Source organism: Streptomyces reniochalinae (assembly GCF_003323735.1).
GTDB lineage: Bacteria > Actinomycetota > Actinomycetes > Streptomycetales > Streptomycetaceae > Streptomyces > Streptomyces reniochalinae.
Window position 1 is genome coordinate 244,824 of record NZ_QOIM01000036.1, and the last position, 24,522, is coordinate 269,345.

Consider the following 24,522-nt stretch of genomic DNA (forward strand, 5'->3'; position numbering starts at 1 on the left):
GCGGCGGCTCAGGCACCGCGCCGCGGGAGGTACGGACACGGGGAGAAGGTGGGCCATGCTGCGGGTGTACTTCACGTCCGAGGATCTGGCGCGGGTGCGGGTCGCCTCCGGGCCCGACTACCTGTGGGAGATCAGCAACAGCGTGCAGACGCTCCAACGCGCGGACGGTACACGGGAGTTCGGCGAGTGGCGCCGCTGGGCGCGGCCCCGGCTGCCGGAGAGCAGCCGCCTGCTGACGCCGCTCCTGCCACCCCAGGGCTGTTCGCCGGACTTCCTCACGCCCACGTACGGCGACCGCGAGTCCCTCCAGGCAGCGGTGGACACCCTCGTCCGCACACCCCGCCCGCGCCTGCGTGCCGACCTGACGCGGGTGGCCGCCACGCGGCGGCTCCCGGGGTGGACGACCGCGCTGGCCGACGGAGACGGCGCCGCTCTCCACCGGTTGGGGCAGGTGCTGGGTGCGTACCACCGGCAGGTGATGGCCCCCTTCTGGCAGCGCGTGCGCGCACACATCGACGCCGACCGCGTCCTGCGGGTGCACGGCCTCCTCGACGGTGCCGTCGACGGGCTGCTGGCAGGGCTCGGGCCCAGGTTCCGCTGGCGCCCGCCGGTGCTGGAGGCCGACTATCCCGTCGAGCACGACCTGTGGCTGAACGGCCGGGGTCTCCTCCTCCAGCCCTCGTTCTTCTGCTGGCCCACCCCTGTCACGCTCACGGACGGCGCGCTGCCGCCCGTCCTGGTGTATCCGATCGACCACGAGAGGGACTGGTCGCGGCCGCAGCCGTCCGCTCGCCCGGACACGGACGCGGCCCTGGGGCAGCTCATCGGGCACACCCGGGCCGCCGTTCTGAGCGCGGCCCGCACCGGCGCTTCCACGGTGGAGTTGGCCCGTCTGCTGGGGGTCACGCACCCGGCGGTGAGCCAGCATGTGAAGGTGTTGCGTGCGGCGGGCCTGGTCACGACGGCGCGCAGGGCGGGGCGGTCCCTCCACGTCGCGACCGCGGAGGGCCGCGCCCTGCTGCGCAGCGGCGCGTGCGGCCCGGGAGCGGCGTAAGCCTGGGCTTTCAGCCGTTGCGGCTGTCATGTCCTCGCCATGACTCTGTTCGGGCTGCCGCACACCGAACCTCCCACCACGTCGTGTCCCGGCAGCACGTCCCGTACGCGCTTCTCCGCACAGGAGACCTGTGCGGAGAACCGAGGAAGGGGCGGGGGACGCGACGACCACCTCTCAAGGAGCCGGCGTTGAGCACCCACCTCACCCGCCCCGCCGTCCTGGCCGCCTCTCTCGTCGCCGCGGGCACGCTGCTCGCCGTGCCGGGTACGGCCCAGGCGTCGTCCACCCCCCACACCTCGGCCTCGGGGTCCGCCGCGGAGGCGTCCGCCCGAGGAAGCGGCGTGGGCCTGAAGAAGTTCCAGGAGCGGCACGGGCTGCCCCGTACCGGCTCGGTCGACAGAGCCACCGCCAAGGCGCTCGGTCAGGCCTCCGAGGCCGAGCTGCACCAGACCTTCACAACCGCCGCCGACCTCGGCCCCGAGGAGCTGGCCAACGCGCGCACGGTCATCGGCGTCGGAAAGGGAGCGGGCATCCCGGAACAGGGCCAGGTCATCGCGTTGATGACGGCCATGCAGGAGTCCAAGTTCGTCAACTACCTCACGCCCGTCGACCACGACTCCCTCGGCATCTTCCAGCAGCGCCCGAGCACCGGGTGGGGCACGCCCGAGCAGATCACCGACGTCCCCACCTCGTCGAAGTCGTTCTACGGAGTGGCCGACTTCGGCACCAACCCCGGGCTGATCCAGATCGAGGGCTGGGAGACCATGCCGCCCGGCGACGTCTGCCAGGCGGTCCAGGTATCGGCGTACCCCGACCGCTACGCGCAGTGGGAGCAGTTCGCGCGTGACCTGCTCGCGCAGGAGGGCCCCACGGTCCCGCCGATTCCCTGACACGGAGGTCCGAACCCCTGCGCCCACCCCCCCCCGGCCGGGGGAGTGGGCGCAGGGGCTCGCCGCGGCGGTTGAGCGGACCGGTCGTGACCGAGAGCACGCCGGGGAAGCCGGGGCGCGGTCAGGACCAGGGCAGGACCAGCGCTCCCCAGGCGACGATCGGGCCGAAGGCCACGATGCCTCCGGTGTAGCCGATCACCTGCCGGTAGAACCGGCGGGCGTCGACACCACGGGCGTTGCTCAAAACGAGCGCGCCGTTGGTGGAGAAGGGGGAGGTGTCGACGATCGTCGTGCACACCGCCAGAGCGGCGATGAACCCGGCGACGCTGAGGTGGCTGGAGAGCAGCAGCGGCACGGCGATCGGGATGATCGCGGTGAGGATCGCCGTCGAGGAGGCGAAAGCCGAGGTGATCGCCACCGTGAAGCAGAGCAGCAGTGCGACGAGCAGCGGGGTGCCCATCCCGGCCGCGGACCGGGAGATGTCCTCGATCACCCCCGCTCTCTCCAGCATCGCGATGTAGGTCATCATGCCCGCGACCAGGAGCATGGTGGACCAACTGATGCCCTCCACGGCCTTCTCCTGCCGCTTCATGTCGACGAGGGCGAGGAGCGCGCCCGCGCCGAGGGCCAGGAAGCCGATCTCCAGGTCGAAGGCGAGCGCCCCGGTGACCAGGGCCGCGAGACAGGCGATGGTGAGCCACTGACGCCAGTTCGTCCCCGCCTGCTCGGAGGAGTCGGCGGCGGGTGTGCCCGCCTCGTCCGGTTCCGCCAGCGGCGCCCTCCGGTTGCGCAGCAGGAGGAAGGTGAGCAGCGACAGGACGAAGTTGATCGCGAAGCTGGCGGCGAACAGGGTCGCCGGGGCGAGATGCAGCCGGGTGTCCTCGACCATGCCGAGCACGAGCGCACCGGACACGGCGATGGGGGAGAACGCGCCCGCGTGCGCGCCGCTGATCACCATCATCCCCGTCACCAGGGGGTTGATGTGGTACCGGTGGGCGAAGTTCATGCCGATCGGCACGAGAATCGCGACGGCGGCGGGCGTGAACGTACCGAAGGCCGTCAGGAGCGCCGCGACGAGGAAGAGAACCCACGGAAGCAGCGCCACCTTCCCGCGCACCAGGCGCACCCCGTAGGCGACGAGCAGGTCGATGGTGCCGTTGCGGCGCGCGATGGAGAACAGGTAGGTGACGCCGACGATGGTCACGAACAGGTCGGCGGGAAAGCCCTCGAAGATCTGGTCCTCGGTGAGCCCCAGCGAGGCGGTGCCCACCGCGAAGGTGGCGACGAAGGCGAGGATGCCGAGGTTGATCGGCAGCACCGTGCCGACGACGAACATGACGAGCAGGGCGCCTATGGAGATCACTTCAGGAGACATCTTTGTCCTCGGTACGGAGATCTTCGGTACGGAGATCGTCGGTGCGGAAAGTGCGGTGGCTCAGCGCCGTCTCAGTGGACCGCGGCGACCTCACCGGGTACGTAGATCGTCGCGTCGGCGAGCAGGCGTGCCGCGCGCTGCACGGTGACACGTGCCGGGCCGCCCGGGCCCGCGCCGGCGCAGCGGACGGCCACCACGCCCGCGGCGGTGCCGATCCGCAGCCACTCGCCTCCCCGCCCGGTCGAGGCGGCTGCGACCACGGAACCGTCGAGGAGACCGGCCGTGGCCACGGCGACGGCGGAGGTGAGGCCGATGGCCGGGTGCGGGGAGTTCATCGTGAGCATGCGGACGGAGACGTCGTACTCCTCCGCGCCGACGTACTCGCCGAGCGTCGTGGTGTAGGGCACGGGACGGTGGACGAGGCCGACCTTGGGCACGGCGTCCACCGGTTCGGAGCCGGGAGAGGCAAGGCCCATGAGCGGTGCGGCGGTGTGCCGGACGGCCCGCAGCCATGGCACCTCGGCCTCCACCTCGTGCAGACTCATGGCGCCGGTACGTCCCGAGCGTTCGCCGTCGACCAGGACGACGGGCGCCCCGGCGTCGACCATGCTGACCCGCAGCGGGGCACCGGAGCCCACGCTCAGATCCTCGGCGGCTGCCCCGGTGGGCAGCAGGGAACCCGTCGCACGCCCGGCCGGGTCGAGGAAGGTGAGGCCGACCGCGACGCCTCCCGCGCGGGTGCCCGGCACGGTCTGCTCGCCGAACTTCCTGACCCGGCCGCCCGTGGTGTCCACCAGACCTTCGAGGACGGCCCCCGTGTTGCTGTTCCGCATCACGACCCGGGTCTCATCACCCGAGACGGGAACCAGCCCCTTCGCGACTGCGTACAGGGCGACCCCGGTGGCGCAGTTGCCGCAGTTGCTGCCCCACTCGACGGTGCCGGTGCCGATGCCCACCTGGGCGAAGAGGTAGTCGACGTGCACCCCCTCCTGCGGCGACGCGGCGACGACCGCCGCCTTGGACGTGGTCGGGGTGGCCCCTCCGACCCCGTCCAGCTCGACGGGGTCGGTCGAGCCGTAGGCTCCCACCAGCAGTTTCTCCAGGGTGTCGCGGTCGGTGGGGACGTGAACCTGGCTGAACAGCCAGCACTTGCTGGTGCCGCCACGCACGAGAGTCGCGGGAGTGTGCACGTCTTCGGAGCTTCTTCCTGTGTCTCACGGATGGTGCTCCCGGGTGAAGCCCGGGCAGTGCACCCGGGTGGCCCGGGCGGTGCCAAGACCTTCGCAGAGGCACGGGTTGGCCACAATGCCAACTTTCTGCAGGTGGGTTCAGCACAGCTAAACTCACGGCCATGCTGAACGTACGCCGACTGCTCCTGCTGACCGAGGCCGTCGACCGGGGCTCGCTGACCGCTGCCGCCGAGGCGATGAGCATGACCACCTCCGCCGCCTCGCAGCAGGTCTCGCTGCTGGAGCGGGAGTCGGGACAGCCGCTCCTCGAACGGCTGCCGCGCGGGGTACGCCCCACCGGAGCGGGCGCGGCACTGGCCGAGCGCGGCCGGGCCATACGCCGGGAACTACGCGCGGGAGAGGCCGATCTGGAAGCCTTCGCGCATCTGGAGCGCGGCACGCTCCGGCTGGGATCCTTCCCCACCGCCAGCGCCTCGCTGCTGCCTTTGGCGCTGACCCGCTTCCGGCGGCGCCACCCCGGGGTGCGGACGATCGTGCGGGCCGGTGTACTGGCCCAGCTGCGCGAGATGCTGCACACCGGCGAGGCGGAGCTGGCGCTGCTGTGGGAGTACGAGTGGAACCGGGTGGAGGACGAGGCGCTCGCCCTCACCCACCTGCTCGACGACCCCACCGTGCTGGTCGTGCCCGCCGACTCACCGCTGCGCGCACACCCGCAGGTCCACCTCGCCGAACTCGCCGACGCCGAGTGGATCATCCGTGCCGACAACCACCCCGTCGCCGACGTGCTGCGCCGCAGCTGCCACCAGGCAGGTTTCGCGCCGCGCATCGCCTACGAGTCGCACGACTACCAGGAGGCCCAGGCCATGGTGGCCGCCGGGCTGGGCATCGCCCTCGCCCCGCGCCTGGCGCTCACCAGCCGCCGCAGCGATGTGCGCCTCCTGGCGCTGGGCGGAGACAGCCCCGCTCCCGTACGGCGCGTGCTGTGCGCCCGCGCCAGGTCCCGTGCCGTCACCCCTGCGGGCAAGGGCATGGGCGCCGTCCTGCGCACCGTGGCCCGCAAGTTCGCCGACAGCGGGCTGGACACCTCACGCGTCGGCGCGGTCCGGCACAGCTGAGCGGTCCCGGCCCGCCGCGACGGATGGTCCTGGGTGCCGTCCGGTCCTGGTCCCCGGCCGGCTCCGTGGACGGGCGGACGGTCCGGCGTCATCCCCCGCACAGCCGGTCCAGCGCTGCCTGGGTCTCCTCGTTTGCGGCACGGCAGATCATCAACCGCTGGTCCGGGTCCTCCAGTGGCGTGAGCACTTCGAAGCGCACCGCGAGCGCACCGACGTCGGGGTGGAGCATGGCCTTGCTTCCACGGCCGTTGACCTTGACGTCCCGCTCGGTCCACAGCAGCGCGAACTCCTCGTCGTGGGCCGTGGACTCGGCGATGAGGCCGGTCAACACCTGGTCGTCCGCGCGCGCCCCACGCGGCACGCCTACACCAACGGCACCTCCGAGCGCCTGCTGGGCCGATGCGCCCGCGACAGGCGCGAGGGCCTGGTGCTGGCGACGAAGTACACGACGCTGCGCCGCCCCGGCGACCCGAACTCCGGGGCCCTCACCGCAAGAGCCTGTTCGCCTCGGTGGAGGCCGTCTGCGACAGCTGAAGACCGACTACATCGATCTGCTCTACCTGCATGTCTGGGACGAGCATGTCGTGCGGGTAGCCGAGCCGGATCGCGCCGGCTGCGCCGAGAGCCCCCACTCGCCGCCGACCGCCTCGGTTCCGGGCCCGGCCGCAGCGCGTACGAGGGCCGAACACCGTACGCGGCCGCCTTCCGCGAGGCCCGTTCACCCCGCACCGCCGCCTGCCCGCGACGGGTGGTCACCGCGCGGCGCCGCCCTTCCGCGACGTACGCCCCCGCGCCCCGCGCGGTCGTCTCCCCTGGCCACCGCCACCAGCTCCGCCGCCGGGCCCACCAGCCGCCGTCCCATCGGCCAGACCGCACGCAGCGCACGCGTGAGGTCCACCCCCGCCACGTCTATTCCGACCAGGCGACCCTCGGCGACGTCTCCGCGCACGGCGAGCTCGCTCAGCACCGCCGGTCCTGTACCGGCGATCACCGCGCCCCGGACGGCGGCCGTGGAGCCCAGCTCCAGCAGCGCGCGGGCACGGCCGCACCCGGCAAGGTGCAGCGCGCGGTCCAACGTCTGGCGGGTACCTGAACCGCGTTCACGCAGCACCAGCGGCGTGGTGGACAGCTCCCGCGCGTCCGGCGGCTGCCGGCGGCGGGCCCACGGATGGCCGGGGTCGACCACGACGACCAACCGGTCCTCGGCTACCTGCCGCGTCGACATCACCTGCGACAGATGCGGGCCCTCGACGAAGCCGACGTCGGCCTCGCCCGACTCGACCAGTCCGGGGACGTGCTCGCTGTTGGTGACCTGGAGCCCTATGTACAGCTCGGGCCTGCGGCCGCGCAGCTCGCTGATCCAGGCGGGCAGCAGGTACTCGGCGATCGTCAGACTCGCCGCCACCCGCAGCTCGGCCTCCCGCCGGTCGCGCAGCGCGTCGGAACCGGTGAGCAGGGCCTCCACCTCGTCCAGGACACGCCGGGCGTGGCCCGCGACGATCTGTCCCGACGCCGTGAGCCGCGAGCCTCGGCGGGTGCGGTCGACCAGCACCAGGCCGAGCGCCCGCTCCAGGGTGGACAGGCGGCGGCTGGCCGACGGCTGCGCGATCCGGAGCCGCTCGGCGGCCCGACCGAGACTGCCCAGCTCGGCGACGAGGACGAGCAGCCGCAGCGACTCCAGGTCGGGGGTACGGGAGGGCACCGGCGCGGCGCCGGGCGTGGGAGCGGCGGGGGGTTCCGCCGAGTCGGCTGTCACAGCACCAGCGTATGACTCACTCATAGCGTGCCGCTATGACCTGCTGTGCGATCGGGGGCTACAGCCGGTCCGCGCCGGCCCGGAGAGTGTGGATCATGACTGACGACAGCGACGTCTCACCTCCCGCCCACGGCTCCCCGAGGCCGGCCCCGCCCGGTTCCGCGACCGCCGCCGAGGACACGGGCGCGCCCGCCCAGGCACCGGACACGAGTCGCCCCTCAGGCCGGGGCGTGAGCGGTGCGGTCCTCTCCCGCCTGCCCGGCCTCGCCCTCGCCGTCGCCATCGCGGCCGTGGCCACCGTGCTGGGCAGGCTGATGCCGGTGGTCGGCGGGCCGGTGAGCGGGATCGTGCTGGGCGTGCTGGTGGCGGTGGCGGTCAGGCCGCAGGCCGTGCTGCGGCCGGGCATCGCTTTCGCCGGCCGCGGCGTGCTACAGACCGCGGTCGTGGTACTGGGCGCACAACTGTCGCTGGGGCAGATCATGAAGGTGGGGCTGGGGTCACTTCCGGTGATGCTGGTGACCCTCGCGGCGTGCCTGGCCGCGGCGTACTGGCTCGGGCGGCGCCTGGGCATCGTCCGTGACCTGCGCACCCTGATCGGGGTCGGCACCGGGATCTGCGGAGCCTCGGCCATCGCCGCGGTGACGCCCGTCATCGGCGCGATGGAGGCGGAGGTGGCCTACGCGGTCTCCACCATCTTCGTCTTCAACGTCGCCGCGGTCTTGACCTTCCCGTTCCTCGGCCACCTGCTGGACATGAGCCAGCACGCCTTCGGGCTCTTCGCCGGTACGGCGGTCAACGACATGTCCTCCGTGGTCGCCGCGGCCACCACCTTCGGCGGTCCCGCGGCGGACTACGCCGTCGTCGTGAAGCTGGCCCGCACCCTGCTCATCATCCCCATCTGCCTGGGGCTGGCGGCGCTGGTCCGCCGCCGCACGGCGGCCACAGCGAACGCGGCGGAGGCGGACAGGACCGAGCCCCGGCGGATCCGCGTCGGCCGTCTCATCCCCTGGTTCCTGGTCGGCTTCATCGCCCTGGCCGCGGTCAACACCGCGGGGCTCGTGCCCCAGGCGGCGCACGAGCCGCTCAGCACACTCGCCGTCTTCCTCATCACTGTCGCGCTCTCCGCCATCGGCCTGTCCACCGAACCGGCCAAACTGCGGCGCGCCGGCCCCGCCCCGCTGCTGCTGGGCGGCCTGCTGTGGCTGGTGGTGTCCGCGACCAGCCTGGGCTTGCAGTACCTGCTCGGTCACTTCTGAACGGCGGCTGAGCCGCCCGTGGGCGAACGGCACAGGCCGGGGCACCTCCCAGCCGGTCATCGTGTGTGCGCTCCGCGAGGCGGGCCACGTGTCTCGTCCTCGGGAAGCCGGGAGGGGCCGCGCGTACACGAGCGCCCGGGGAGGAAGGCTGTCGTCATGACGGAAGATGGTCGGAAAAGACGGTCAGGGTCCGGTGACGACTCAGGTTCCTCCGGGGGAGACGACTCCGACGGTGGCGGAGGAGAGTAGCCGAGATACGTCGTCGTCCCCGCGTCCCGTCGGTGCGCGGGGACGACGACGTGAGACCGCGAGGTGAGCGCAGCCGCCATGAACAGGGCCTCCGCCTCGGTGTTGCGCCGGTGCGGAGCGCGGCGGAGACTGGCCGGGGAGCGGACAGTCACGAGAGGCGCTGACCGATGGGTGCATACGCGGACCTCCCGGGCGTCAGAACCTGGTACGAGACCGAGGGGAACGGCGACCCGTTGCTCCTGCTGCACGGCGGCTTCTGCACCAACGAGACGTGGGGAGCCATGCGCACCGCCCTCGCCGCCGAGTACCGCGCTTTTCTCCCCGAGCGTCGGGCGCACGGCCACACCCCCGACGTCGCGGGGCCGCTGTCGTATCGGGACATGGCCGACGACACCGTGGCCTTCCTCGAAACGGTCGTCGAAGGTCCCGCGCACCTCGTCGGCTGGAGCGACGGCGGCGTCGTCGGGCTTCTCGTCGCCATCGACCGGCCCGACCTGGTGCGCAAGGTGGTCGTGATCGGCGCCAACTACCGTCCAGGACCCGAGTGCTTCGAGCGACCGGCGATGCTGGACGCGATGGCGCCGGACAGCCCGGACCTTGCTCTCTTGCGTGAACTGTACGAGCGGGTCACACCGGACGGTGAGGGTCACTGGGCGACGGTGGTCACCAAGCTCACCGACATGTGGCGCACCCAGCCGACGCTCGCCCCCGAGGAGGTGGCCCGGATCGCCGCGCCCACCCTCGTCATGGCCGGTGACGACGACATGGTGACGCTGGAGCACACGACCGCCTTGTACCGTGCGGTCCCCGGAGCGCGGTTGGCCGTCGTTCCGGCGGCCTCCCATCTGGTGCCCCTGGAGAAGCCGGACCTGGTCAGCCGGCTGATCCTCGACCATCTCGCGCAGGACACGGTGGAGACGATGATGCCCATCCGGCGTGCGGCACCGGAGACCTCCCGCGCCGCCGAAACCTGACCCTTGGGGCCGGCGTCACCTGCCCCGGGCTTCCACGGACGGCCGGGGCGGACCACCGCGCATCGAGTCATCGCTCCGCTGTGGACTGGAGCGACTCGCCTCGTCCGAGGCCGCGGCCGAGGGGGGTGAGGGTGTGCAGGACGCGGTTGTCGTGACGCACGCTGACCACGAGGCCCGCCGCGCGGAGCACGGAGACGTGCTCACTCACCGATGACGGGGCGATACCGAGGCGCCGGGACAGGTCGCTGCACGTCGAGGCCGTTTCGACGGCGGCCAGGACCCGGGCCCGCGTACGGCCTACCAGCGCCCCGAGTGCGCGCGGGTCCGCCGTGGCGAACAGGGGGGAGTGGTCCACGGGATAGACCACGACCTGCGGCAGCGACGGATCTTCCAGCGCGACGGGCTTGCCCCAGCAGAACCGGGAGGGGATCAAGCACAGTCCCCGTCCGTTCAGATGCAGATCGCGCGACTCGGGATAGTCCATCTCCAGTACCGGTGGCTGCCAGCGCAGGTGGGGCCGCAGTGAGGACAGCAGCCCGTGGACGCCGCCGTCCCGCAGTGCCCGTGAGCGTACGGCGCGGTCGGCCTCCACCAGCTTGTCCGTGCCTGCCCAGTCGGGGGCGACGAGCGTGCGGTGCACCGTGCGTACCGCCTGTGCCACCTGCCGGACACGGCCGCTGCGGCCTTCGGCGAGTTCCTGCACCCACACCGGTGCCCTGCGCCCGTCGAAGGCCTTGACCAGCTCAGGGCGCAGCCGCGCCCGCGGTGTGGCGCACAGCGCCTCGAGCCCGGCCTGTAGACCGCGCTGCCCGTCTTGGGGCGTCAGGAAGTCGGGGAAGTACCCCGTCCGGGGCGGTGCGAGCGCGTGCAGCAGCTGGACGGCGGAGGACAGGGTGTCCGTACGACTCGCCAGCCGGCCCGCTCGCTGCCTCCAGGCGGTGAAGGTCTTCGGGCCGCGAGCCACCAACTGGTGCCCGGCCAAGACGGTCTCCCACAAGGGATCGGACCCCACGGTCACTCGGGTCAGAGCTGTCTCGTCCACGTGTATGCGCAGCACAATTCCCCCCTCGTATCCGCCACAGCCCCCCGGCTTGTGACGCGTGTGTCCGCCGGCGTACGGCGGACCCCGGCGCTCCGCATGCGCCGGAGCAAGCAGCGCGCGACACCGGCCTCGCGCATGAGCCCCCGGGGCGGGTAACCGCCGCCGGGTGCGGCGCGGCGGTGAGCAACCCGAGGGGTCAGAGCGGAAGTTGCCACGAGGCGCCTCGTGGAGTGGTCGGCGCGGCCATGTGATTCCCCCCTGCGAGAATCGTGATTCTCACTTAGGTTAGAGGGGGCCGGCCTTCTTTCGGGAGGAGAAAACAAGCCATGCGAGAAGACAGCTTCTCACTCGTGGTCGACGTCGCCGATGAGTTGTTCTTCGAACATGGAGTCCGTGCGGTGACGATGGAGCGTGTCCGGGAAGTCTCCGGCGTACCACTGCGGCAGCTCTACCGCATGTTCCGCTCCAAGGACGAGCTGTTGACGGCCTGTCTGAAGCAGCGGGACCTGACCGCCCGTGAGGCTCTCCACTCCTACGCGAGCCGGTACGCCGATCCGGGCGACAACGTTCTCGCGGTCTTCGACTTCCTCGACGACTGGTTCCGGCAGCCGGGCTTTCACGGATGTGTCTTCGCGGGCGCCTTCGGCGAAGTGGGGGGCGCCGCGCCCGAGGTGGTGGAGGTGGTCCAACACCACAAATGGCAGCTGTTGGAGCTCTTCACCGACTTGGCGAAACAGACCGACGTCGTCGACCCCGAAGAGGTCGGGAAACAACTGGCTGTGCTGTTCGACGGGGCCATGGCCATCGCGACCTTCACTGGGAACACGGAGGCCGCACTGCACGCCCGTCAGGCGGCGCAAGCCGTACTCGGAGCAGCGCGCTGACGGTGCCGGGCTCCGCGAGGGGGATCGGGCGGCGCCGGGAGAGCCGCAGGCGAACCCGTCCGTGAACCCCCTGTGCCCTATGCCGACGTCCTCGCGATGCCACGGGAGTAGTGCTCCTTGAACACCTCCAGGTGCGCCCACGTGGTCAGCCCGCGTACCTCGTCGAGCGCCTTGATCTGCTCCGTGACGTGGTGCAGGCGCGTCGTCGAGTCGGAGCCGAGGGTGAGCACCAGGTCGAAGCGGCCGACGGTGCGGGCCACGAACTCCACCCCGGGCGAAGCGGCGAGGAACGCGGTGACGCGCTCGTCGTCCCCGCCGAGATTCAGGCCCGCGCCCAGAGCCGGCCTGCCGCTGCCCGTGCCGCGCCGCACCACGGCGGCGACGTGCAGGGCGCGGTTGCCGACGAGCCTGCTGACCCGGGCGCGGACGGCGCTCGGTGACATGCCGACGCGGCGGGCCAGTTCGACGAAGGACATGCGGCCGTCGCGCTCCAGCAGCTCGATGAGCCGCAGATCGGTGTCGTTGACGTGCACGTCACTGCGGAGCGGTCCCTGCGGCATGAAGACCGAGGTGACGACGTCGGTGTAGAGGAGCGTGTTGACCGCCCGCACCCGGGGCTGCGCGCGGAGGTGGGCGAGTGCGCCGTACAGCTCGCGGTCGCTGGCGACACGCAGCTCCGCGACGAGGTCGTAGGCGCCGCTGACCGCGGAGACGAAGACCGACGCGTCCGTCGCGCACAGCGCGTCGACCACGTCGTCGGCGGGCCCCGACACGGCGACGGAGACGTGGGCGAGCGAGGTGAGCCCGAGGAGCTGGGGATGCGCCACGGCGGCGATCCCCACGGCACCCGAGTCGAGCAGTGCCTGTACCCGCGCGGAGACCGCCGTCCGCGGTGCACCCACCCGGGCGGCCAGCTCGCTGTAGCTCGCCCTGCCGTCCTGCTGGAGGGCGGCGATGAGTCGTGCGTCCAGATCCTCGCTCATGAGTGCCGAGACCCAATCTTTACAGAGTGATTCCGTACCAGGGGAAGAACAAGTTTACGGTCGACGCGGGTACAGGAAGCTGATCAGCCGCAAATCGGGAGCCCAGGGTGACAGAAACGCGGCAACGCGTGCACAGGGCAGCGCACATGGCATTGCTGAGCAGGGTGGACGGTCCTACGGTGCCGACCATCGCACACGCCCCCGAGACCCCGCACGAGGAAACACATGCGCGCACTGCGCCACCAGGAGACGTCAGTCCTGGACGCGACCACCACCCTGTTCACCGGCGCCACCTTGCGCACCGTGGACCCGGACACCGAAAGGGCCGAGGCGTTCCTCGTGCACGGCAACAGGTTCGGCGCCGTCGGCACTCTCCGGGAGTGCCGGGCCGCGGCGGCGCGGCTCGGCCGCACGGCCGAGGAGGTGGACCTCGGCGGCGCCGTCGTGGTGCCGGGCTTCGTCGACCCGCACGCCCACCCCCTGATGTACGGCCAGATGATGAGCTGGGTCGACTGCGGGCCCGACAAGGCGGCCGACATCCCCGCCATCGTCGCCCTGCTGCGCGCGGCGGCCGAGACCCTGCCGCCCGGCCGGCCGGTGCGCGGCTACGGCTACGAGCACCGCAACCTGGCCGAGCGCCGCCACCCCACCAGGGCGGAGCTCGACCAGGTCAGCACCGACCGCGACGTGTACCTGATGAACGCCAGCGGCCACGGCGGCGTCGTCAACAGCGCCACCCTGGCCCGGCACGGCGTCACCCGGGACACCCCGGACCCGGAGGGCGGCACGTTCTTCCGTGACGCCGAAGGGGAGCTGACCGGCGAGGTGTCGGACGCCGCCTGCAACATCCTCACCGGCGTCGGCGGCGTCAAGATCGGCCGCCACGGCCCGAACTTCCACCTCGGGGACGAACCCGACGAGCACCTGCGGCAACTGCGCACCGCCCAGGAGCGGTTCCTCGCCCACGGCGTGACGACGATCGGCGACTGCCAGGTGACCCGCCGCGAGTTCGACACGTACCTGCGGCTGGCCGACGCCGGCGATTTGCGCACCCGCGTCGGCATGTATCTGCTCAGCCACCTGCTTGACCAGGTGATCGACACCGGCATGCACGGCGCGTTCGGCAACGCCCGGCTCTCCTTCGCGGGCATCAAGTTCTACGCCGACGGCACCCTCGGCGGCTGGACGGCCTACTTCCCCGACGGCTACGTCGGCGACCCCTGCCGCACCGGGCAGCTCTACCACGAGCCGGAGGCGTACCGCGAGCTCATCGCCAGGGCGCACGCGGTGGGGCTCCAGACGGCCACCCACGCCCAGTCGCCGGACGCGATAGAGATGGTGCTCGACGCCGTCGAGGCGGCCCAGGAGCGTCACCCCCGCCCTGACACCCGGCACCGGATCGAGCACTGCGGACTGCCGACGCCCGCACAGATCGAGCGGATGCGCCGGCTGGGCGTCCACCCGGTCAACCAGACTCAGCACTACTACAACTGGGGCGAAGGCGTCACCGAGGCGATCGGCACCCCGGGGGAGCGGTTCAACCCGCTCGGGGAGTTCCTGGAGGCCGGGGTGCCCGTGACGCTCAGCTCCGACGCGCCGGTCGCCGAGCCGAAGCCGCTGGAGGCGGTGCAGGCGGCCGTCACCCGCGTCACCCGGCGCGGGCACCGGCTGGGCGAGACCTCCCTGCGGATCCCGGCGGCCGACGCGCTGGCCGCGCACACGCTGGGCGGGGCCCGCACTCTGGGCCGCGAGCACGAGATCGGCAGCATCACCCCGGGCAAACTGGCCGACTTCACCGTCCTGGGCGCCGACCCGCTCACCGTCGACCCCGGATCCATCGCCGCGATCGATGTCCTCCAGACGTGGGTCGACGGCGCGCTCCAGCACTCCACCACAGCCACGTCGACCGAGGGGCAGCCGTGACGCGACACGCTCAATCCCGCAAGGCGCGCAAGGCGGGCATCGCCGCGTTCGTCGGAACCACCATCGAGTGGTACGACTTCTACGTCTACGCCACCGCCGCGTCCCTCGTCTTCGGCAGCGTCTTCTTCCCCGAGGGAACCGACCGGCTCACCGGCATCGCCGCGGCCTTCGCCACCTACGCGGTCGGATTCTTCGCGCGGCCGCTGGGCGGCATCGTCTTCGGACACATCGGCGACCGGTTCGGCAGGCGCAGCGCGCTCGTGATCACTCTGACCATGATGGGTGCCGCGACGTTCCTCGTCGGCCTGCTGCCCACGTACTCCGGCGTCGGCGTGCTCGCCCCGATCCTGCTCGTCCTGCTCCGCTTCGTGCAGGGCGTCGCGGTCGGCGGCGAATGGGGCGGTGCCGTCCTGATGGCCGTCGAGCACGCGCCGGAGGGGAAGAAGACCTTCTACGGCGGCTTCGCCCAGCTCGGCAACCCGGCCGGGGCCCTCCTGTCCACCGGCCTGTTCAGCCTGCTGTCCACGTTCGGCGACGGCGCGCTCAAGGAGTGGGCGTGGCGTGTGCCCTTCCTGCTGTCCGCGGTGCTCATCGTCATCGGCGTCCTCATCCGGCTCAAGGTGGAGGAGTCGCCGGTGTTCGAGGCGGAGCCCGAACCGGACGAGGGCCTGCCGCTGACGTACGCGCTGAAGACGAACTGGAAGCCCATCCTGCTGGGCATCGGCACGCTCCCGATCGCGGTGGGCGGCTACTACCTGGTGACCACGTTCATCACCGCCTACGCCACCGACCCCAGCGTGGGGCTCTCGGAGACGGTGGTGCTCAACGCGCTCAGCGTCGCGGCCGTCGTCGAACTCGTCGCCACCCTGGGCGTCGCGTGGCTGGGCGACAAGCTCGGGCGCGTCCGCGTCGTCATCTGGGGCCTGGCCGCGGTGGCCGTGCTGGCCACGCCGCAGTTCCTGGTGGTCTCCTCCGGCTCGACCGTGCTGATCTTCCTGGTCTTCGCGGCGATGCGGCTGGTCATGGCCGCGACGTACGGTCCGGTGGCCGCTGTGCTGGCCCAGATGTTCCGGCCCCAGGCGCGTTACACCAGCATCTCGGTGACCTACCAGGTGGCGGGCGCACTCTTCGGCGGCCTCTCACCCGTGGTCTCGACGCTGATGTTCCAGGCGACCGACAGCATCGTCCCGGTCATCGTGCTGCTCGTCGCCATGTGCGCGCTGAGCATCGCGTGCCTGCTGAAGGCGCCGCAGTACACCGACGACGCCGGACCCGCGGACAGCGGGACGCCGACGGCACCCGCCTCCACGGTGTCCTGAGAGGGCGGCCGGCCCTCCCCGCGGGCCGTGGGCCCTCTGCCGCGAGCGATGCTGCGGCAGCGGCCCACGGCGGGAAGACCGCGATCGCCCCGACCGCGCGCCGGGTGGCTGTGTTCCCCGCTCGGCTCCCCTCGGTCAGCGCCGTCCGCGGGAACACAGCCACCCGGGCGCTCACAAGGTGCGCTCCAGGCGGTCGGCGAGCACCTTCACGAAGCCCGACGGGTCCTCCAGCTCACCGCCCTCCGCCAGCAGCGCCATGCCGTGCAGCAGGTCGGCGGTCTCGCCCAGCTCCGTGTGGTCCGTCTGCTCGCCGTAGGCCCGGTTGAGCCCCTTGACCAGCGCGTGCTGGGGGTTGAGCTCCAGAATCCGCTTGCTGTGCGGGACCTCCTGCCCCATCGCCCGGTACATCCGCTCCAGCGCGGGCGTCACATCGTGCGTGTCCGAGACGATGCAGGCCGGCGAGTCGGTCAGCCGTGCGGAGAGCCGGACCTCCTTGAGGTCCTCGCCCAGCCGTTCGGTCATCCACGACAGCAGGTCCGCGAACTCCCGCTGCCGCTCCTCGCGTTCCGTCTCCCGCTCCTGCTTCTCCTCCTCGGTGCCGAGGTCGACCTCGCCCTTGGATACGGAGCGAAGCTGCTTGCCGCCGAAGTCGGGGACGGCCTCGACCCACACTTCGTCGACCGGGTCGGTCAGCAGCAGCACCTCGATGCCCTGGGCCCGGAACGCCTCCATGTGCGGCGAGTTCTCGACGGCCGAGCGCGAGTCCCCCGTGACGTAGTAGATGTGCTCCTGGCCCTCCTTCATCCGCTCCACGTACTGCGCGAGCGTGGTGGGCTCGTCCTTGTCGTGAGTGGAGGCGAAGGAGGCGACCTCCAGAAGGGTCTCGCGGTTCTCGAAGTCGCTCAGCAGACCTTCCTTGAGGACGCTGCCGAACTCCCGCCAGAACGTGGCGTACCGCTCCGGCGCGGCGGTCCGCATCTCCTTGACCGTGGAGAGCACCTTCTTCGCCAGACGCCTGTGCATGAGCTGGATCTGGCGATCCTGCTGCAGGATCTCGCGCGACACGTTGAGCGAGAGGTCCTGCGCGTCGACGACGCCCTTGACGAACCGCAGATAAGGCGGCAGCAGCGCCTCGCAGTCGTCCATGATGAACACGCGCTTCACGTACAGATGCACGCCCCGCTTGGCACCCTGCTGGAACAGGTCGTGCGGCGCCTGGGAGGGAATGAAGAGCAGCGCCTGGTACTCGAACGTGCCCTCGGCCGCCAGGCGGATCGTCTCCAGCGGGTCGTTCCAGTCGTGGCTGAGGTGCTTGTACAGCTCGTGGTACTCCTCCTCGGAGACCTCGCTGCGCGGGCGGGCCCACAGGGCCTTCCTGGAGTTCAGCGTCTCCGGCTCGCGTGCGGCGGCCTCGGTGGCCTCGTCCTCGCCGCTCTGTCCGGTCTCGCCCTCCTCGCCGTCCGCTTCCTGGCCGGCCGGCACGTCCACCGGCTCGGCGGCCATCCTGATGGGCCAGGTGATGAAGTCCGAGTACCGCTTGACGATCTCCCTGATCTTCCAGGGCGAGGTGTAGTCGTAGAGCCTGTCCTCGGTGTCCACCGGCTTGAGGTGCAGCGTGACGGCGGTGCCCTGCGGGGCGTCCTGGAGGGTCTCGATCGTGTAGCTGCCCTCGCCGGCCGACTTCCAGCGGGTGCCCTGCTTCTCGCCCGCGCGACGGGTCACCAGCGTCACCTCGTCGGCGACCATGAAGCCGGAGTAGAAGCCGATGCCGAACTGCCCGATCAGCTCCTCCGCCGCGGGGGAGTCACCGCTCTCGCCGGCGTCCTTGGCCTGCTGCGCGTCCGAGAGCTTCTCCAGGAACTGGGCGGTGCCCGAGTTCGCGATCGTCCCGATGAGTTCGACGACCTCGTCGCGGGACATGCCGATGCCGTTGTCCCGCACGGTGAGCGTACGGGTCTCCTTGTCGGCTTCGATGTCGATGTGAAGGTCGGAGATGTCCGCGTCGAGGGAGTCGTCGCGGAGCGCCTGAAGGCGCAGTTTGTCCAGCGCGTCGGAGGCGTTGGAGACGAGTTCCCGCAGGAACACGTCCTTGTTCGAGTAGATGGAGTGCACCATCATCTGCAGAAGCCGACGGGCTTCCACCTGGAACTCGAACGTCTCGGTGGTCTCGGTGGTCTCGCTCGACATGATCCGTTGATTCCTTCTCAGGCCATCCGGTGACGGAATTGACTTCATGGAACTGTATGCGAGCGGACGGGCCGGACGCCGCCCCGTCCTTGCGGGGTGCTGTGGCGGCCCGCGGCGGAAGCGCCCCGAACCGGGCCTCGGCCAGGCGCTCGTGGCCGCCCACGCGGCAGGGGGCTACCGCGCGAAGCCGTTCGCGAAGTCGCCGTCTCGAGCCTCGTGCCGTGGGATGGTGCCGTAGTCCTCCGGCACGGTGGAGTAGCCGCCGCGGCCGGTCGGTTTCCCGCCGGTGCTCGGCACCACCCACGCCGCCCCGGAGCCGCCCTGTCCTGGGGCGCCGGCGGCCAGGTCGCTTCGGCCGTCGCCGTCCGCGTCGAGCAGGCGTACGGCGTCCCCGAACCGGTCGCCGTCCCCGGGCGCCCCGGCGTCCTCGGCGCCCGTGGCCTCACGGTCCTCGGCGTCCTGCGCACCGCCGCCCGTGGGCCGGTCGAGCAGCTGCGCCCCATGGCCGGTCAGGCCCTTTGGCCCGCCCTTGAGCAGGGTCACCGCACCCGCCGACGGTCCGTCCTTGTTCTCGGCACCGGACTGGTCGGGGGTGCCGACGGCGACATCGGCGTAGCCGTCCCCGTCCCAGTCGCCGGCGTCGAGTGCGTCTCCGAACTGCTCCTCGTCCGCCTTCCTCCCGGGCACCCCTTCGGTGTCCTGGTCGATCTCGGTATGCCGCGCGTCATCCGGCTCCGGCCCCTCGTCGGACCCGTAGAACACCTCCACAGGACCGTCGACGTTGCTGTCCGCCGCGGCTCCCTCGGGGTGCCTGCGCGCCATCAGGTCGGCGTGACCGTCCTTGTCGACGTCACCGACGACGGCGCCGGAGGCCAGGCCGGGAAGGACTGAGGTATCGGGCTTCTCGAAGCCGTCCCTGCTTCCCGCGAGGAAGGCGGACTTCTTTCCGCCGCCCGCGGCGTCGTCCTCGTACTCGTGGACGCTCACGAGGTCGTCGGTGCCGTCGCCGTTCAGGTCTCCGGCCACCGTGTCGGACAGCGACGCGCCCTGAGGCAGCGACTGCCGGGGCACCTCGGCGGTCGCTGCCGCTCGTCCGTCGCGGGTGAACGGCCCCTTCAGCAGACCCTTGCCGTCGCCGACCTGCACGACGAGGTCGGCGTGGCCGTCGCCGTCGAAGTCGCCGCCGACAAGGGTGTGTTTGCCGGGCTGGTCCACGCTGAAGTTGCCGGGCACATCGTCGAGATACGTGCCACTGCCGGCGTCGAGCCCGTCGTCGGAGCCCCACAGGACGAGGGCACCGCTGTGCGCGCCGTCCTTCTTGGGATTGCCATAGGTCTCGACGTCCGCGACCAGATCGGTGTAGCCGTCGCCGTCCAGGTCGCGTGTCACGGCGTGCTCGCCGAAACCGACACCGTCGCCCCTCTTGGACGGGGTGCCGGTGACCTTCTGACCGATCAACTGGCGTCGCCCGGTTCTGCCCGCGTCGTCGGAGCCGTAGTTCACGGCCAGGTGGTCGGCGAAGTCGCTGAGTGCCACCAGATCGGCGTTCCCGTCGTTGTCGAAGTCGGCTTGCGGCGCGGTCTTCGCGGGGCCGGCCTGACTGTGCGCTGCGGCCGGATCGCTCGACGAACCGGTGACGCCGTCCCAGGCCAGCGGCACCGCGGCGGCGACGATCACGGTCGCCGCGGCGGCGACGGCGATACGGCCGTTCCGCCGACGGAGGGAATGCTGACGGAGGCCGGTTCGCTCGGTCACAAGTTCTCCAAAAGCGCGTTGGCGGTTGTGGCGGGGCAGCTCAGGGTCCGATGCCCCGCACGTTCCATTCCTTCTCTCGTCTCTGACTTCTCCCGGCCCCCTCGCGGTTGCACGCACGCCGCTTCACCTTCGCGGACGCGGACAGCACCCGGCGTGGCGGCGGGGAGACGACCGCCCAGGTCTTGTCCCGCCCGGGACCAGCCGAGCGCTCCGACTCCCGGTCCGGACTCAGGCTGTTGTCAGCTCGCCGCCCGCTCCAGGGCCTCGAGGGAGCGGCCCGCAGTCTCCCGGATGTAGACGGCCGTGAACGCGAAGGCCAGCACGCAGACGCCGCTGAAGAGGGCGAACGCAGCACCCGCGCCTGCCGCGAGGAGGGTGGGAAAGACCAGCGAGACGGCGAAGTTCGCGGCCCAGTTGGTGCCGGAGCCGACGCTGACACCCACGCTGCGCACCCGGAGCGGGAAGAGCTCGGGCAGCATCACCCACAGCAGCGGTGCCCAGCTCAGCGAGTACGCGACCTTGAAGACCGCCAGACTGGCGACGGCGGCCACCTTGCCGGCGGTCTGGTCGAGCAGGCCGAGCGAGAAGACCGCGCACAGGGTGCTCATGCTGATCACCATCAGGACGAGCCCGGTCAGCAGCAGGGGCTTGCGGCCGACGCGGTCGACAAGACGTCCGGTGACGAAGGTCGTGCAGATCGACAGGATGCCGAGTCCGACGCTGTTGAGCAGCGCGGCCGAGTCCTCGAACCCGGCCGCCTTGAGGATCGTCGGCGCGTAGAACACGATCGTGTTGGAGCCGATGACCTGCTGGATGACGGCCATGGCGACCGCGATGCCGAGACCGCGGCGCACCTGGCGGGTCGCGAACAGCTCCCGTACGCGGCCGCGCGAGTGGCGTTCGGTCTGCGCGGCGGCGTGGATGTCGCGGAGCGCGGCCTCGGCCTCGGCGGGCTTGTGCAGCCGCAGCAACACGGTGCGCGCCTCGTCCTCCCTGCCCTTCGTCACGAGCCAGCGCGGCGTCTCCGGCTGGGGCCACATCCCGACGAAGAGCACCACCGCGGGCACGACGGCGAGGCCGAGCATCCACCGCCACGCGCCCGCGCCCGAGAGCGCGTACGAGGTCAGGTACGAGACGAAGATGCCTATCGCGATCATCATCTGGTTGAGCGTGGACACCCGGCCGCGGATACGCGTCGGCGCCAGCTCGGAGAGGTAGCTGGGGATCACCGCGGAGGCGGCGCCGACACCGACTCCGGTCGCGACACGGAAAGCGATCAGTGTCCACGGGCCGGTGGCCAGGGCCATGCCCAGCGCACCCGCGCCGAAGAGCACCGCGGTCGCCAGCATCACCGGGCGGCGCCCCCAGCGGTCGGTGGCCGGTCCGGCGCCGAAGCAGCCGGCGATGGCGCCGATCATCAGCGAGCTGACGAACGCCCCCTGCATCCAGGAGCTCAGACCGAGGTCGCGCGTGAGGAACAGCTGGGCCCCGGCGACGATGCCCATGTCGTATCCGGACAGCAGCCCGCCGAACGCTCCGCACAGATACAGCAGGAAGGTGCGGCGGGACCGGGCGCGTGCGTCGGGTGGGTTGTGCGTCGTGGCCGGGGTGGCGGCAGGCATGACGGGCTCCCTTGCTTGACGGCTGCGCCTCATTAGCGTCAAGTCCTCGTCGAAAATCAAGAGGTCGGTAACCAGTTCACAGGCTTGTGTCGAAGTGTTGACGAAAATAGGGGGCCTGGGCAGCATGGGTGCCATGGCAGTGGTCAAGAACCCCACCGTGCTGCGTCAGTTGCGCTACGGAAACATGGAGCGCGTACTCGAGGTCCTCCGTCGGAAGGGCCCGAGCAGCAGGGCCGACGTGGCCACGGCCACGGGACTCTCCCGTACCACCCTGTCCGGCATCGTGGGCCGGCTCCTCGCCGACAACGTGCTGCTGGAGGAGCCCGCTTGCACGGGCGGAGCCCCCGCAGGCCGTGGCCGGCCCGTGCACCGGCTCACGCTCAACCCGAGCTCGGCGCAGGCTGTCGGCATCGAGATGGGCCGCGAGCGTCTCAGGATCGCGGTCGCCAACGCGGCGCACGAGGTCACCGCTTCCGGCGGTGTCCACTGGCCGAAGCGCGGCAGCGCCCGCGAGCAGGCCGACGCCGCCCTCGCCCTGCTCCGCGACCTCGCCGAACGTGAGGGCATCGACCTCGCGGGTCTCAGCGGTGTGGGCATCGGCACGCCGGGTCCCGGGGAGACGACAGGCGGGAGCGCGGGGCCTGCCGGCGACATGGCGCCAGGGGTGCCCCGGCACCGGCAGTCCGTCGCGGACCGCGTCGCCGAATCCCTCGGCGTCCCCGTGCTCGCCGACAACAACACGCGCCTGGCCGCGCTCGGCGAGGCCATCTGGGGCGCCGCGCGCGGCGCGGGTGACGCGCTGCACGTGACGCTGTCGTACGGCGTCGGCGGCGGACTCGTCGCGCAGGGACGGCTCTTCCGGGGCGCCCAGGGTGCGGCGGGCGAGATCGGCCACATCAGCGTCGACGCCGAGGGCGCCCGCTGCTGGTGCGGGGGGCACGGCTGCCTGGAGCAGGCCGCGTCCGTGCCCGCGCTGCTGCGGGCCGCGGGCCGGCGCAGCTGGAGCCGGTTCACCGAGGCGCTGGCAGCCGGCGAGGAGCGGGAGTGCGCGGCCCTCGAACGCGCTGCGCGCGCCGTTGGCCGGGCCCTCGCGGCCGCGTGCAGCACGGCGAACCCGCAGCGCGTCGTCCTGGGCGGTGAGGTCGCGGAACTGGGCCCACTCTTCCTCGACCCGGCCGAAGCCGCCTTCCGCCGCTACACGGCCGCGCGGGTCAACCGCGGTGTGCGCTTCGTCCCGGCCGTCCTGGCCGACAAGGCCGGGGCGCTCGGCGCGCTCGCTCTCGTCTTCCACGAGTCGCCCCTGCTCGCCGGCTATGCGATGCGAGGCGCACCGGCCCCGGGCGTGGCGGACGCGGCCTCGGCCACCGCCGCGTCGTGATCCCGGTCTCGACCGGACCGCACTCGAACGACCGGAAAGGCACCGCAGTGCGTACCAACATGCTCTTCCTCATGACCGACCAGCACCGGGTCGACACCCTCGGCGCCTACGGCAACCCGCACGTGCGCACGCCGAACCTGGACCGCCTGGCCGCGCGGGGCACCCGTTTCGACAGCTGCTACACCCCCACGGCCATCTGCACGCCCGCCCGGGCCAGCCTGCTCACCGGAGCCGCGCCTTTCCGGCACAAACTCCTCGCCAACTACGAGCGCAACGTGGGGTACCTGGAAGACCTCGCCGACGACCAGTTCACCTTCGCCGGGCAACTGCGCAGCCGGGGCTACAACCTCGGTCTGCTGGGCAAGTGGCACGGCGGCGTGAGGCGTACCGCCGCCGACTACGGCTTCGAAGGTCCTGACCTCGCGGGCTGGCACAACCCCGTCGACCACCCCGACTACCTGGCCTACCTCGAAGAAAACGACCTCCCCGGTTACGCCATCAGCGACCGGATGCGTGGCACCACCCCCAACGGGAGCCCCGGGAACCTCCTCGCGGCCCGGCTCCACCAGCCCGTCGAAGCGACCTTCGAGCACTATCTGGCCAGCCGCACCATCGAGATGCTCCACCGGTTCGCCGAGGGCGAGAGCGGCAAAGACGGCGACCCCTTCTTCCTCGCCACCCACTTCTTCGGCCCCCACCTGCCGTACATCCTCCCCGACGCGTACTTCGACCTGTACGACCCGGAGTTGGTCGAGCTGCCGGCGTCGGTGGGGGAGACGTTCGCGGGCAAGCCGCCCGTCCAGAGCAACTACAGCAAGCTGTGGGCGTTCGACACCATGCCGATCGAGGACAGCCGCAAACTGATCGCCGTCTACTGGGGCTACGTCACCCTCATCGACGAACAGATCGGCCGCATCCTCGACTGTGTACGGGAGTTGGGCCTCGACGAGCGCACCGCGGTGTGCTTCACCGCCGACCACGGTGAGTTCACCGGCGCCCACCGGCTGCACGACAAGGGCCCGGCCATGTACGAGGACATCTACCGCATCCCGGGACTGCTGCGGGTGCCGGGCGCGCCGGCGGGACAGGTGCGCGACGAGTTCGTCTCGCTGACCGACTTCACGGCGACGATCCTGGAGCTCTCCGGCAGCGACCCCGCCCCGGCCGTCGACAGCCGCAGCCTCCTGCCGCTGGCGCGCGGCGAGCACCCCGCATGGGACGAGCACCACCTGGCCGAGTACCACGGCCACCACTTCCCGTACCCGCAACGCATGCTGCGCACGCGGCGCTACAAGCTCGTCGTCAACCCCGAGTCGCACAACGAGCTCTACGATCTCGAAACCGACCCGGACGAACTCCTCAACCGGTACGAGCATCCGGAACTGAGCGGTGTGCGCACGGAGTTGACGCACCGCCTGTATCACCTGCTGCGCGAGCGGGGCGACAACTTCTTCCACTGGATGACGCCCATGTACGACGTCCCGACCGACTACGACACCACGCTGTCCTCCTTCGAGAAGGAGGACGCCGACCCGCCGCGGTCGGCCGACGGCACCCGGTGATCCGGTCC

The 24,522-nt window shown here is 71.4% G+C and carries 19 protein-coding genes and 1 pseudogene; 11 read left to right on the forward strand and 9 right to left on the reverse strand.

The features are described from left to right. Positions 1-55: 55 nt before the first annotated feature. Both DQ392_RS17295 and DQ392_RS17300 read left to right on the forward strand, forming a co-directional pair. The gene (locus DQ392_RS17295; RefSeq protein WP_114016514.1) at positions 56-1,054 is read left to right on the forward strand and encodes an ArsR/SmtB family transcription factor; all 999 of its coding nucleotides are present in this window, start codon (positions 56-58) and stop codon (positions 1,052-1,054) included. Between the two features lie 188 nt (positions 1,055-1,242). Next, a complete protein-coding gene (locus tag DQ392_RS17300; RefSeq protein ID WP_114016515.1) occupies positions 1,243-1,944 on the forward strand; it encodes a peptidoglycan-binding domain-containing protein in 702 nt (233 codons plus the stop codon). A 121-nt stretch (positions 1,945-2,065) separates the two neighbouring features. Here DQ392_RS17300 and DQ392_RS17305 read toward each other — a convergent pair whose 3' ends face one another. Continuing rightward, positions 2,066-3,319, reverse strand: a complete 1,254-nt coding sequence (locus DQ392_RS17305) for an SLC13 family permease (RefSeq protein ID WP_181856461.1) — start codon at positions 3,317-3,319, stop codon at positions 2,066-2,068. 71 nt (positions 3,320-3,390) lie between these two features. Beyond that, complete coding sequence (locus DQ392_RS17310; RefSeq protein WP_114016517.1) at positions 3,391-4,509, reverse strand: PrpF domain-containing protein; 1,119 nt, start codon at positions 4,507-4,509, stop codon at positions 3,391-3,393. Between the two features lie 161 nt (positions 4,510-4,670). On the opposite strand from DQ392_RS17310, the gene DQ392_RS17315 reads away from it, so the two are divergent. Further along, positions 4,671-5,624 (forward strand): LysR family transcriptional regulator, encoded by a 954-nt coding sequence (locus DQ392_RS17315; protein WP_114016518.1) that lies wholly within the window; start codon positions 4,671-4,673, stop codon positions 5,622-5,624. Between the two features lie 88 nt (positions 5,625-5,712). On the opposite strand, the gene DQ392_RS17320 is transcribed toward DQ392_RS17315, so the two are convergent. Next, positions 5,713-5,985 (reverse strand): MmyB family transcriptional regulator, encoded by a 273-nt coding sequence (locus tag DQ392_RS17320; RefSeq protein WP_181856462.1) that lies wholly within the window; start codon positions 5,983-5,985, stop codon positions 5,713-5,715. Here DQ392_RS17320 and DQ392_RS35970 point away from each other — a divergent pair. Next, positions 5,977-6,199, forward strand: a pseudogene (locus DQ392_RS35970) (aldo/keto reductase); the annotation flags it as partial. The gene DQ392_RS17320 and the pseudogene DQ392_RS35970 overlap by 9 nt on opposite strands. Before the next feature lie 143 nt (positions 6,200-6,342). On the opposite strand, the gene DQ392_RS17330 reads toward DQ392_RS35970, so the two are convergent. Next, the gene (locus DQ392_RS17330; protein WP_245981587.1) at positions 6,343-7,380 is read right to left on the reverse strand and encodes a LysR family transcriptional regulator; all 1,038 of its coding nucleotides are present in this window, start codon (positions 7,378-7,380) and stop codon (positions 6,343-6,345) included. Between the two features lie 95 nt (positions 7,381-7,475). On the opposite strand from DQ392_RS17330, the gene DQ392_RS17335 reads away from it, so the two are divergent. Together DQ392_RS17335 and DQ392_RS17340 are read left to right on the forward strand one after the other, a co-directional pair. After that, positions 7,476-8,636 carry a YeiH family protein gene (locus DQ392_RS17335; protein WP_114016520.1) on the forward strand — a complete coding sequence of 387 codons (1,161 nt, stop codon included), beginning with the start codon at positions 7,476-7,478 and terminating at the stop codon, positions 8,634-8,636. Positions 8,637-9,052: 416 nt separating this feature from the next. After that, complete coding sequence (locus DQ392_RS17340) at positions 9,053-9,859, forward strand: alpha/beta fold hydrolase (protein ID WP_114016521.1); 807 nt, start codon at positions 9,053-9,055, stop codon at positions 9,857-9,859. Positions 9,860-9,926: 67 nt separating this feature from the next. Here DQ392_RS17340 and DQ392_RS17345 read toward each other — a convergent pair whose 3' ends face one another. Continuing rightward, positions 9,927-10,916, reverse strand: a complete 990-nt coding sequence (locus DQ392_RS17345; RefSeq protein ID WP_114016522.1) for an ArsR/SmtB family transcription factor — start codon at positions 10,914-10,916, stop codon at positions 9,927-9,929. Positions 10,917-11,227: 311 nt separating this feature from the next. Between DQ392_RS17345 and DQ392_RS17350 the strand changes: the two genes are divergently transcribed. Beyond that, positions 11,228-11,785, forward strand: coding sequence for a TetR/AcrR family transcriptional regulator (locus DQ392_RS17350; RefSeq protein WP_114016523.1), 558 nt, complete (start codon positions 11,228-11,230; stop codon positions 11,783-11,785). A gap of 77 nt (positions 11,786-11,862) precedes the next feature. Here DQ392_RS17350 and DQ392_RS17355 read toward each other — a convergent pair whose 3' ends face one another. Then, positions 11,863-12,768: an Lrp/AsnC family transcriptional regulator gene (locus DQ392_RS17355; RefSeq protein WP_114016524.1), complete on the reverse strand. Its 906-nt coding sequence runs from the start codon at positions 12,766-12,768 to the stop codon at positions 11,863-11,865. Between the two features lie 225 nt (positions 12,769-12,993). Here DQ392_RS17355 and DQ392_RS17360 point away from each other — a divergent pair, with 225 nt between their 5' ends. Next, positions 12,994-14,691: an amidohydrolase gene (locus DQ392_RS17360; RefSeq protein WP_114016525.1), complete on the forward strand. Its 1,698-nt coding sequence runs from the start codon at positions 12,994-12,996 to the stop codon at positions 14,689-14,691. Then, positions 14,688-16,010 (forward strand): MFS transporter, encoded by a 1,323-nt coding sequence (locus DQ392_RS17365; RefSeq protein ID WP_114016526.1) that lies wholly within the window; start codon positions 14,688-14,690, stop codon positions 16,008-16,010. Before DQ392_RS17360 ends, DQ392_RS17365 begins: the two co-directional genes overlap by 4 nt. Positions 16,011-16,181: 171 nt before the next feature. On the opposite strand, the gene htpG is transcribed toward DQ392_RS17365, so the two are convergent. The 3 genes from htpG to DQ392_RS17380 form a co-directional block, all read right to left on the reverse strand. After that, on the reverse strand, positions 16,182-18,197 hold the full coding sequence (gene htpG, locus DQ392_RS17370) for a molecular chaperone HtpG (RefSeq protein WP_114016527.1): 2,016 nt from the start codon (positions 18,195-18,197) through the stop codon (positions 16,182-16,184). 174 nt (positions 18,198-18,371) lie between these two features. Then, the gene (locus tag DQ392_RS17375) at positions 18,372-19,952 is read right to left on the reverse strand and encodes an FG-GAP and VCBS repeat-containing protein (RefSeq protein ID WP_114016528.1); all 1,581 of its coding nucleotides are present in this window, start codon (positions 19,950-19,952) and stop codon (positions 18,372-18,374) included. 239 nt (positions 19,953-20,191) lie between these two features. Further along, the gene (locus tag DQ392_RS17380; protein ID WP_181856463.1) at positions 20,192-21,574 is read right to left on the reverse strand and encodes a sugar porter family MFS transporter; all 1,383 of its coding nucleotides are present in this window, start codon (positions 21,572-21,574) and stop codon (positions 20,192-20,194) included. A gap of 133 nt (positions 21,575-21,707) precedes the next feature. Between DQ392_RS17380 and DQ392_RS17385 the strand changes: the two genes are divergently transcribed. Both DQ392_RS17385 and DQ392_RS17390 read left to right on the forward strand, forming a co-directional pair. Further along, positions 21,708-22,952, forward strand: coding sequence for an ROK family transcriptional regulator (locus tag DQ392_RS17385; RefSeq protein ID WP_181856464.1), 1,245 nt, complete (start codon positions 21,708-21,710; stop codon positions 22,950-22,952). A gap of 59 nt (positions 22,953-23,011) precedes the next feature. Beyond that, positions 23,012-24,514, forward strand: a complete 1,503-nt coding sequence (locus DQ392_RS17390; RefSeq protein ID WP_114016610.1) for a sulfatase family protein — start codon at positions 23,012-23,014, stop codon at positions 24,512-24,514. Positions 24,515-24,522: the final 8 nt, after the last annotated feature.

Excerpts from the sequence above, each read along its gene's own strand:
- DQ392_RS17295 (WP_114016514.1), top strand. The coding sequence starts at position 56 with ATGCTGCGGGTGTACTTCACGTCCGAGGATCTGGCGCGGGTGCGGGTC.
- DQ392_RS17305 (WP_181856461.1), bottom strand. The coding sequence starts at position 3,319 with ATGTCTCCTGAAGTGATCTCCATAGGCGCCCTGCTCGTCATGTTCGTC.
- DQ392_RS17315 (WP_114016518.1), top strand. The coding sequence starts at position 4,671 with ATGCTGAACGTACGCCGACTGCTCCTGCTGACCGAGGCCGTCGACCGG.
- DQ392_RS17335 (WP_114016520.1), top strand. The coding sequence starts at position 7,476 with ATGACTGACGACAGCGACGTCTCACCTCCCGCCCACGGCTCCCCGAGG.
- DQ392_RS17340 (WP_114016521.1), top strand. The coding sequence starts at position 9,053 with ATGGGTGCATACGCGGACCTCCCGGGCGTCAGAACCTGGTACGAGACC.
- DQ392_RS17350 (WP_114016523.1), top strand. The coding sequence starts at position 11,228 with ATGCGAGAAGACAGCTTCTCACTCGTGGTCGACGTCGCCGATGAGTTG.
- DQ392_RS17355 (WP_114016524.1), bottom strand. The coding sequence starts at position 12,768 with ATGAGCGAGGATCTGGACGCACGACTCATCGCCGCCCTCCAGCAGGAC.
- DQ392_RS17360 (WP_114016525.1), top strand. The coding sequence starts at position 12,994 with ATGCGCGCACTGCGCCACCAGGAGACGTCAGTCCTGGACGCGACCACC.
- htpG (WP_114016527.1), bottom strand. The coding sequence starts at position 18,197 with ATGTCGAGCGAGACCACCGAGACCACCGAGACGTTCGAGTTCCAGGTG.
- DQ392_RS17380 (WP_181856463.1), bottom strand. The coding sequence starts at position 21,574 with ATGCCTGCCGCCACCCCGGCCACGACGCACAACCCACCCGACGCACGC.
- DQ392_RS17385 (WP_181856464.1), top strand. The coding sequence starts at position 21,708 with ATGGCAGTGGTCAAGAACCCCACCGTGCTGCGTCAGTTGCGCTACGGA.
- DQ392_RS17390 (WP_114016610.1), top strand. The coding sequence starts at position 23,012 with ATGCTCTTCCTCATGACCGACCAGCACCGGGTCGACACCCTCGGCGCC.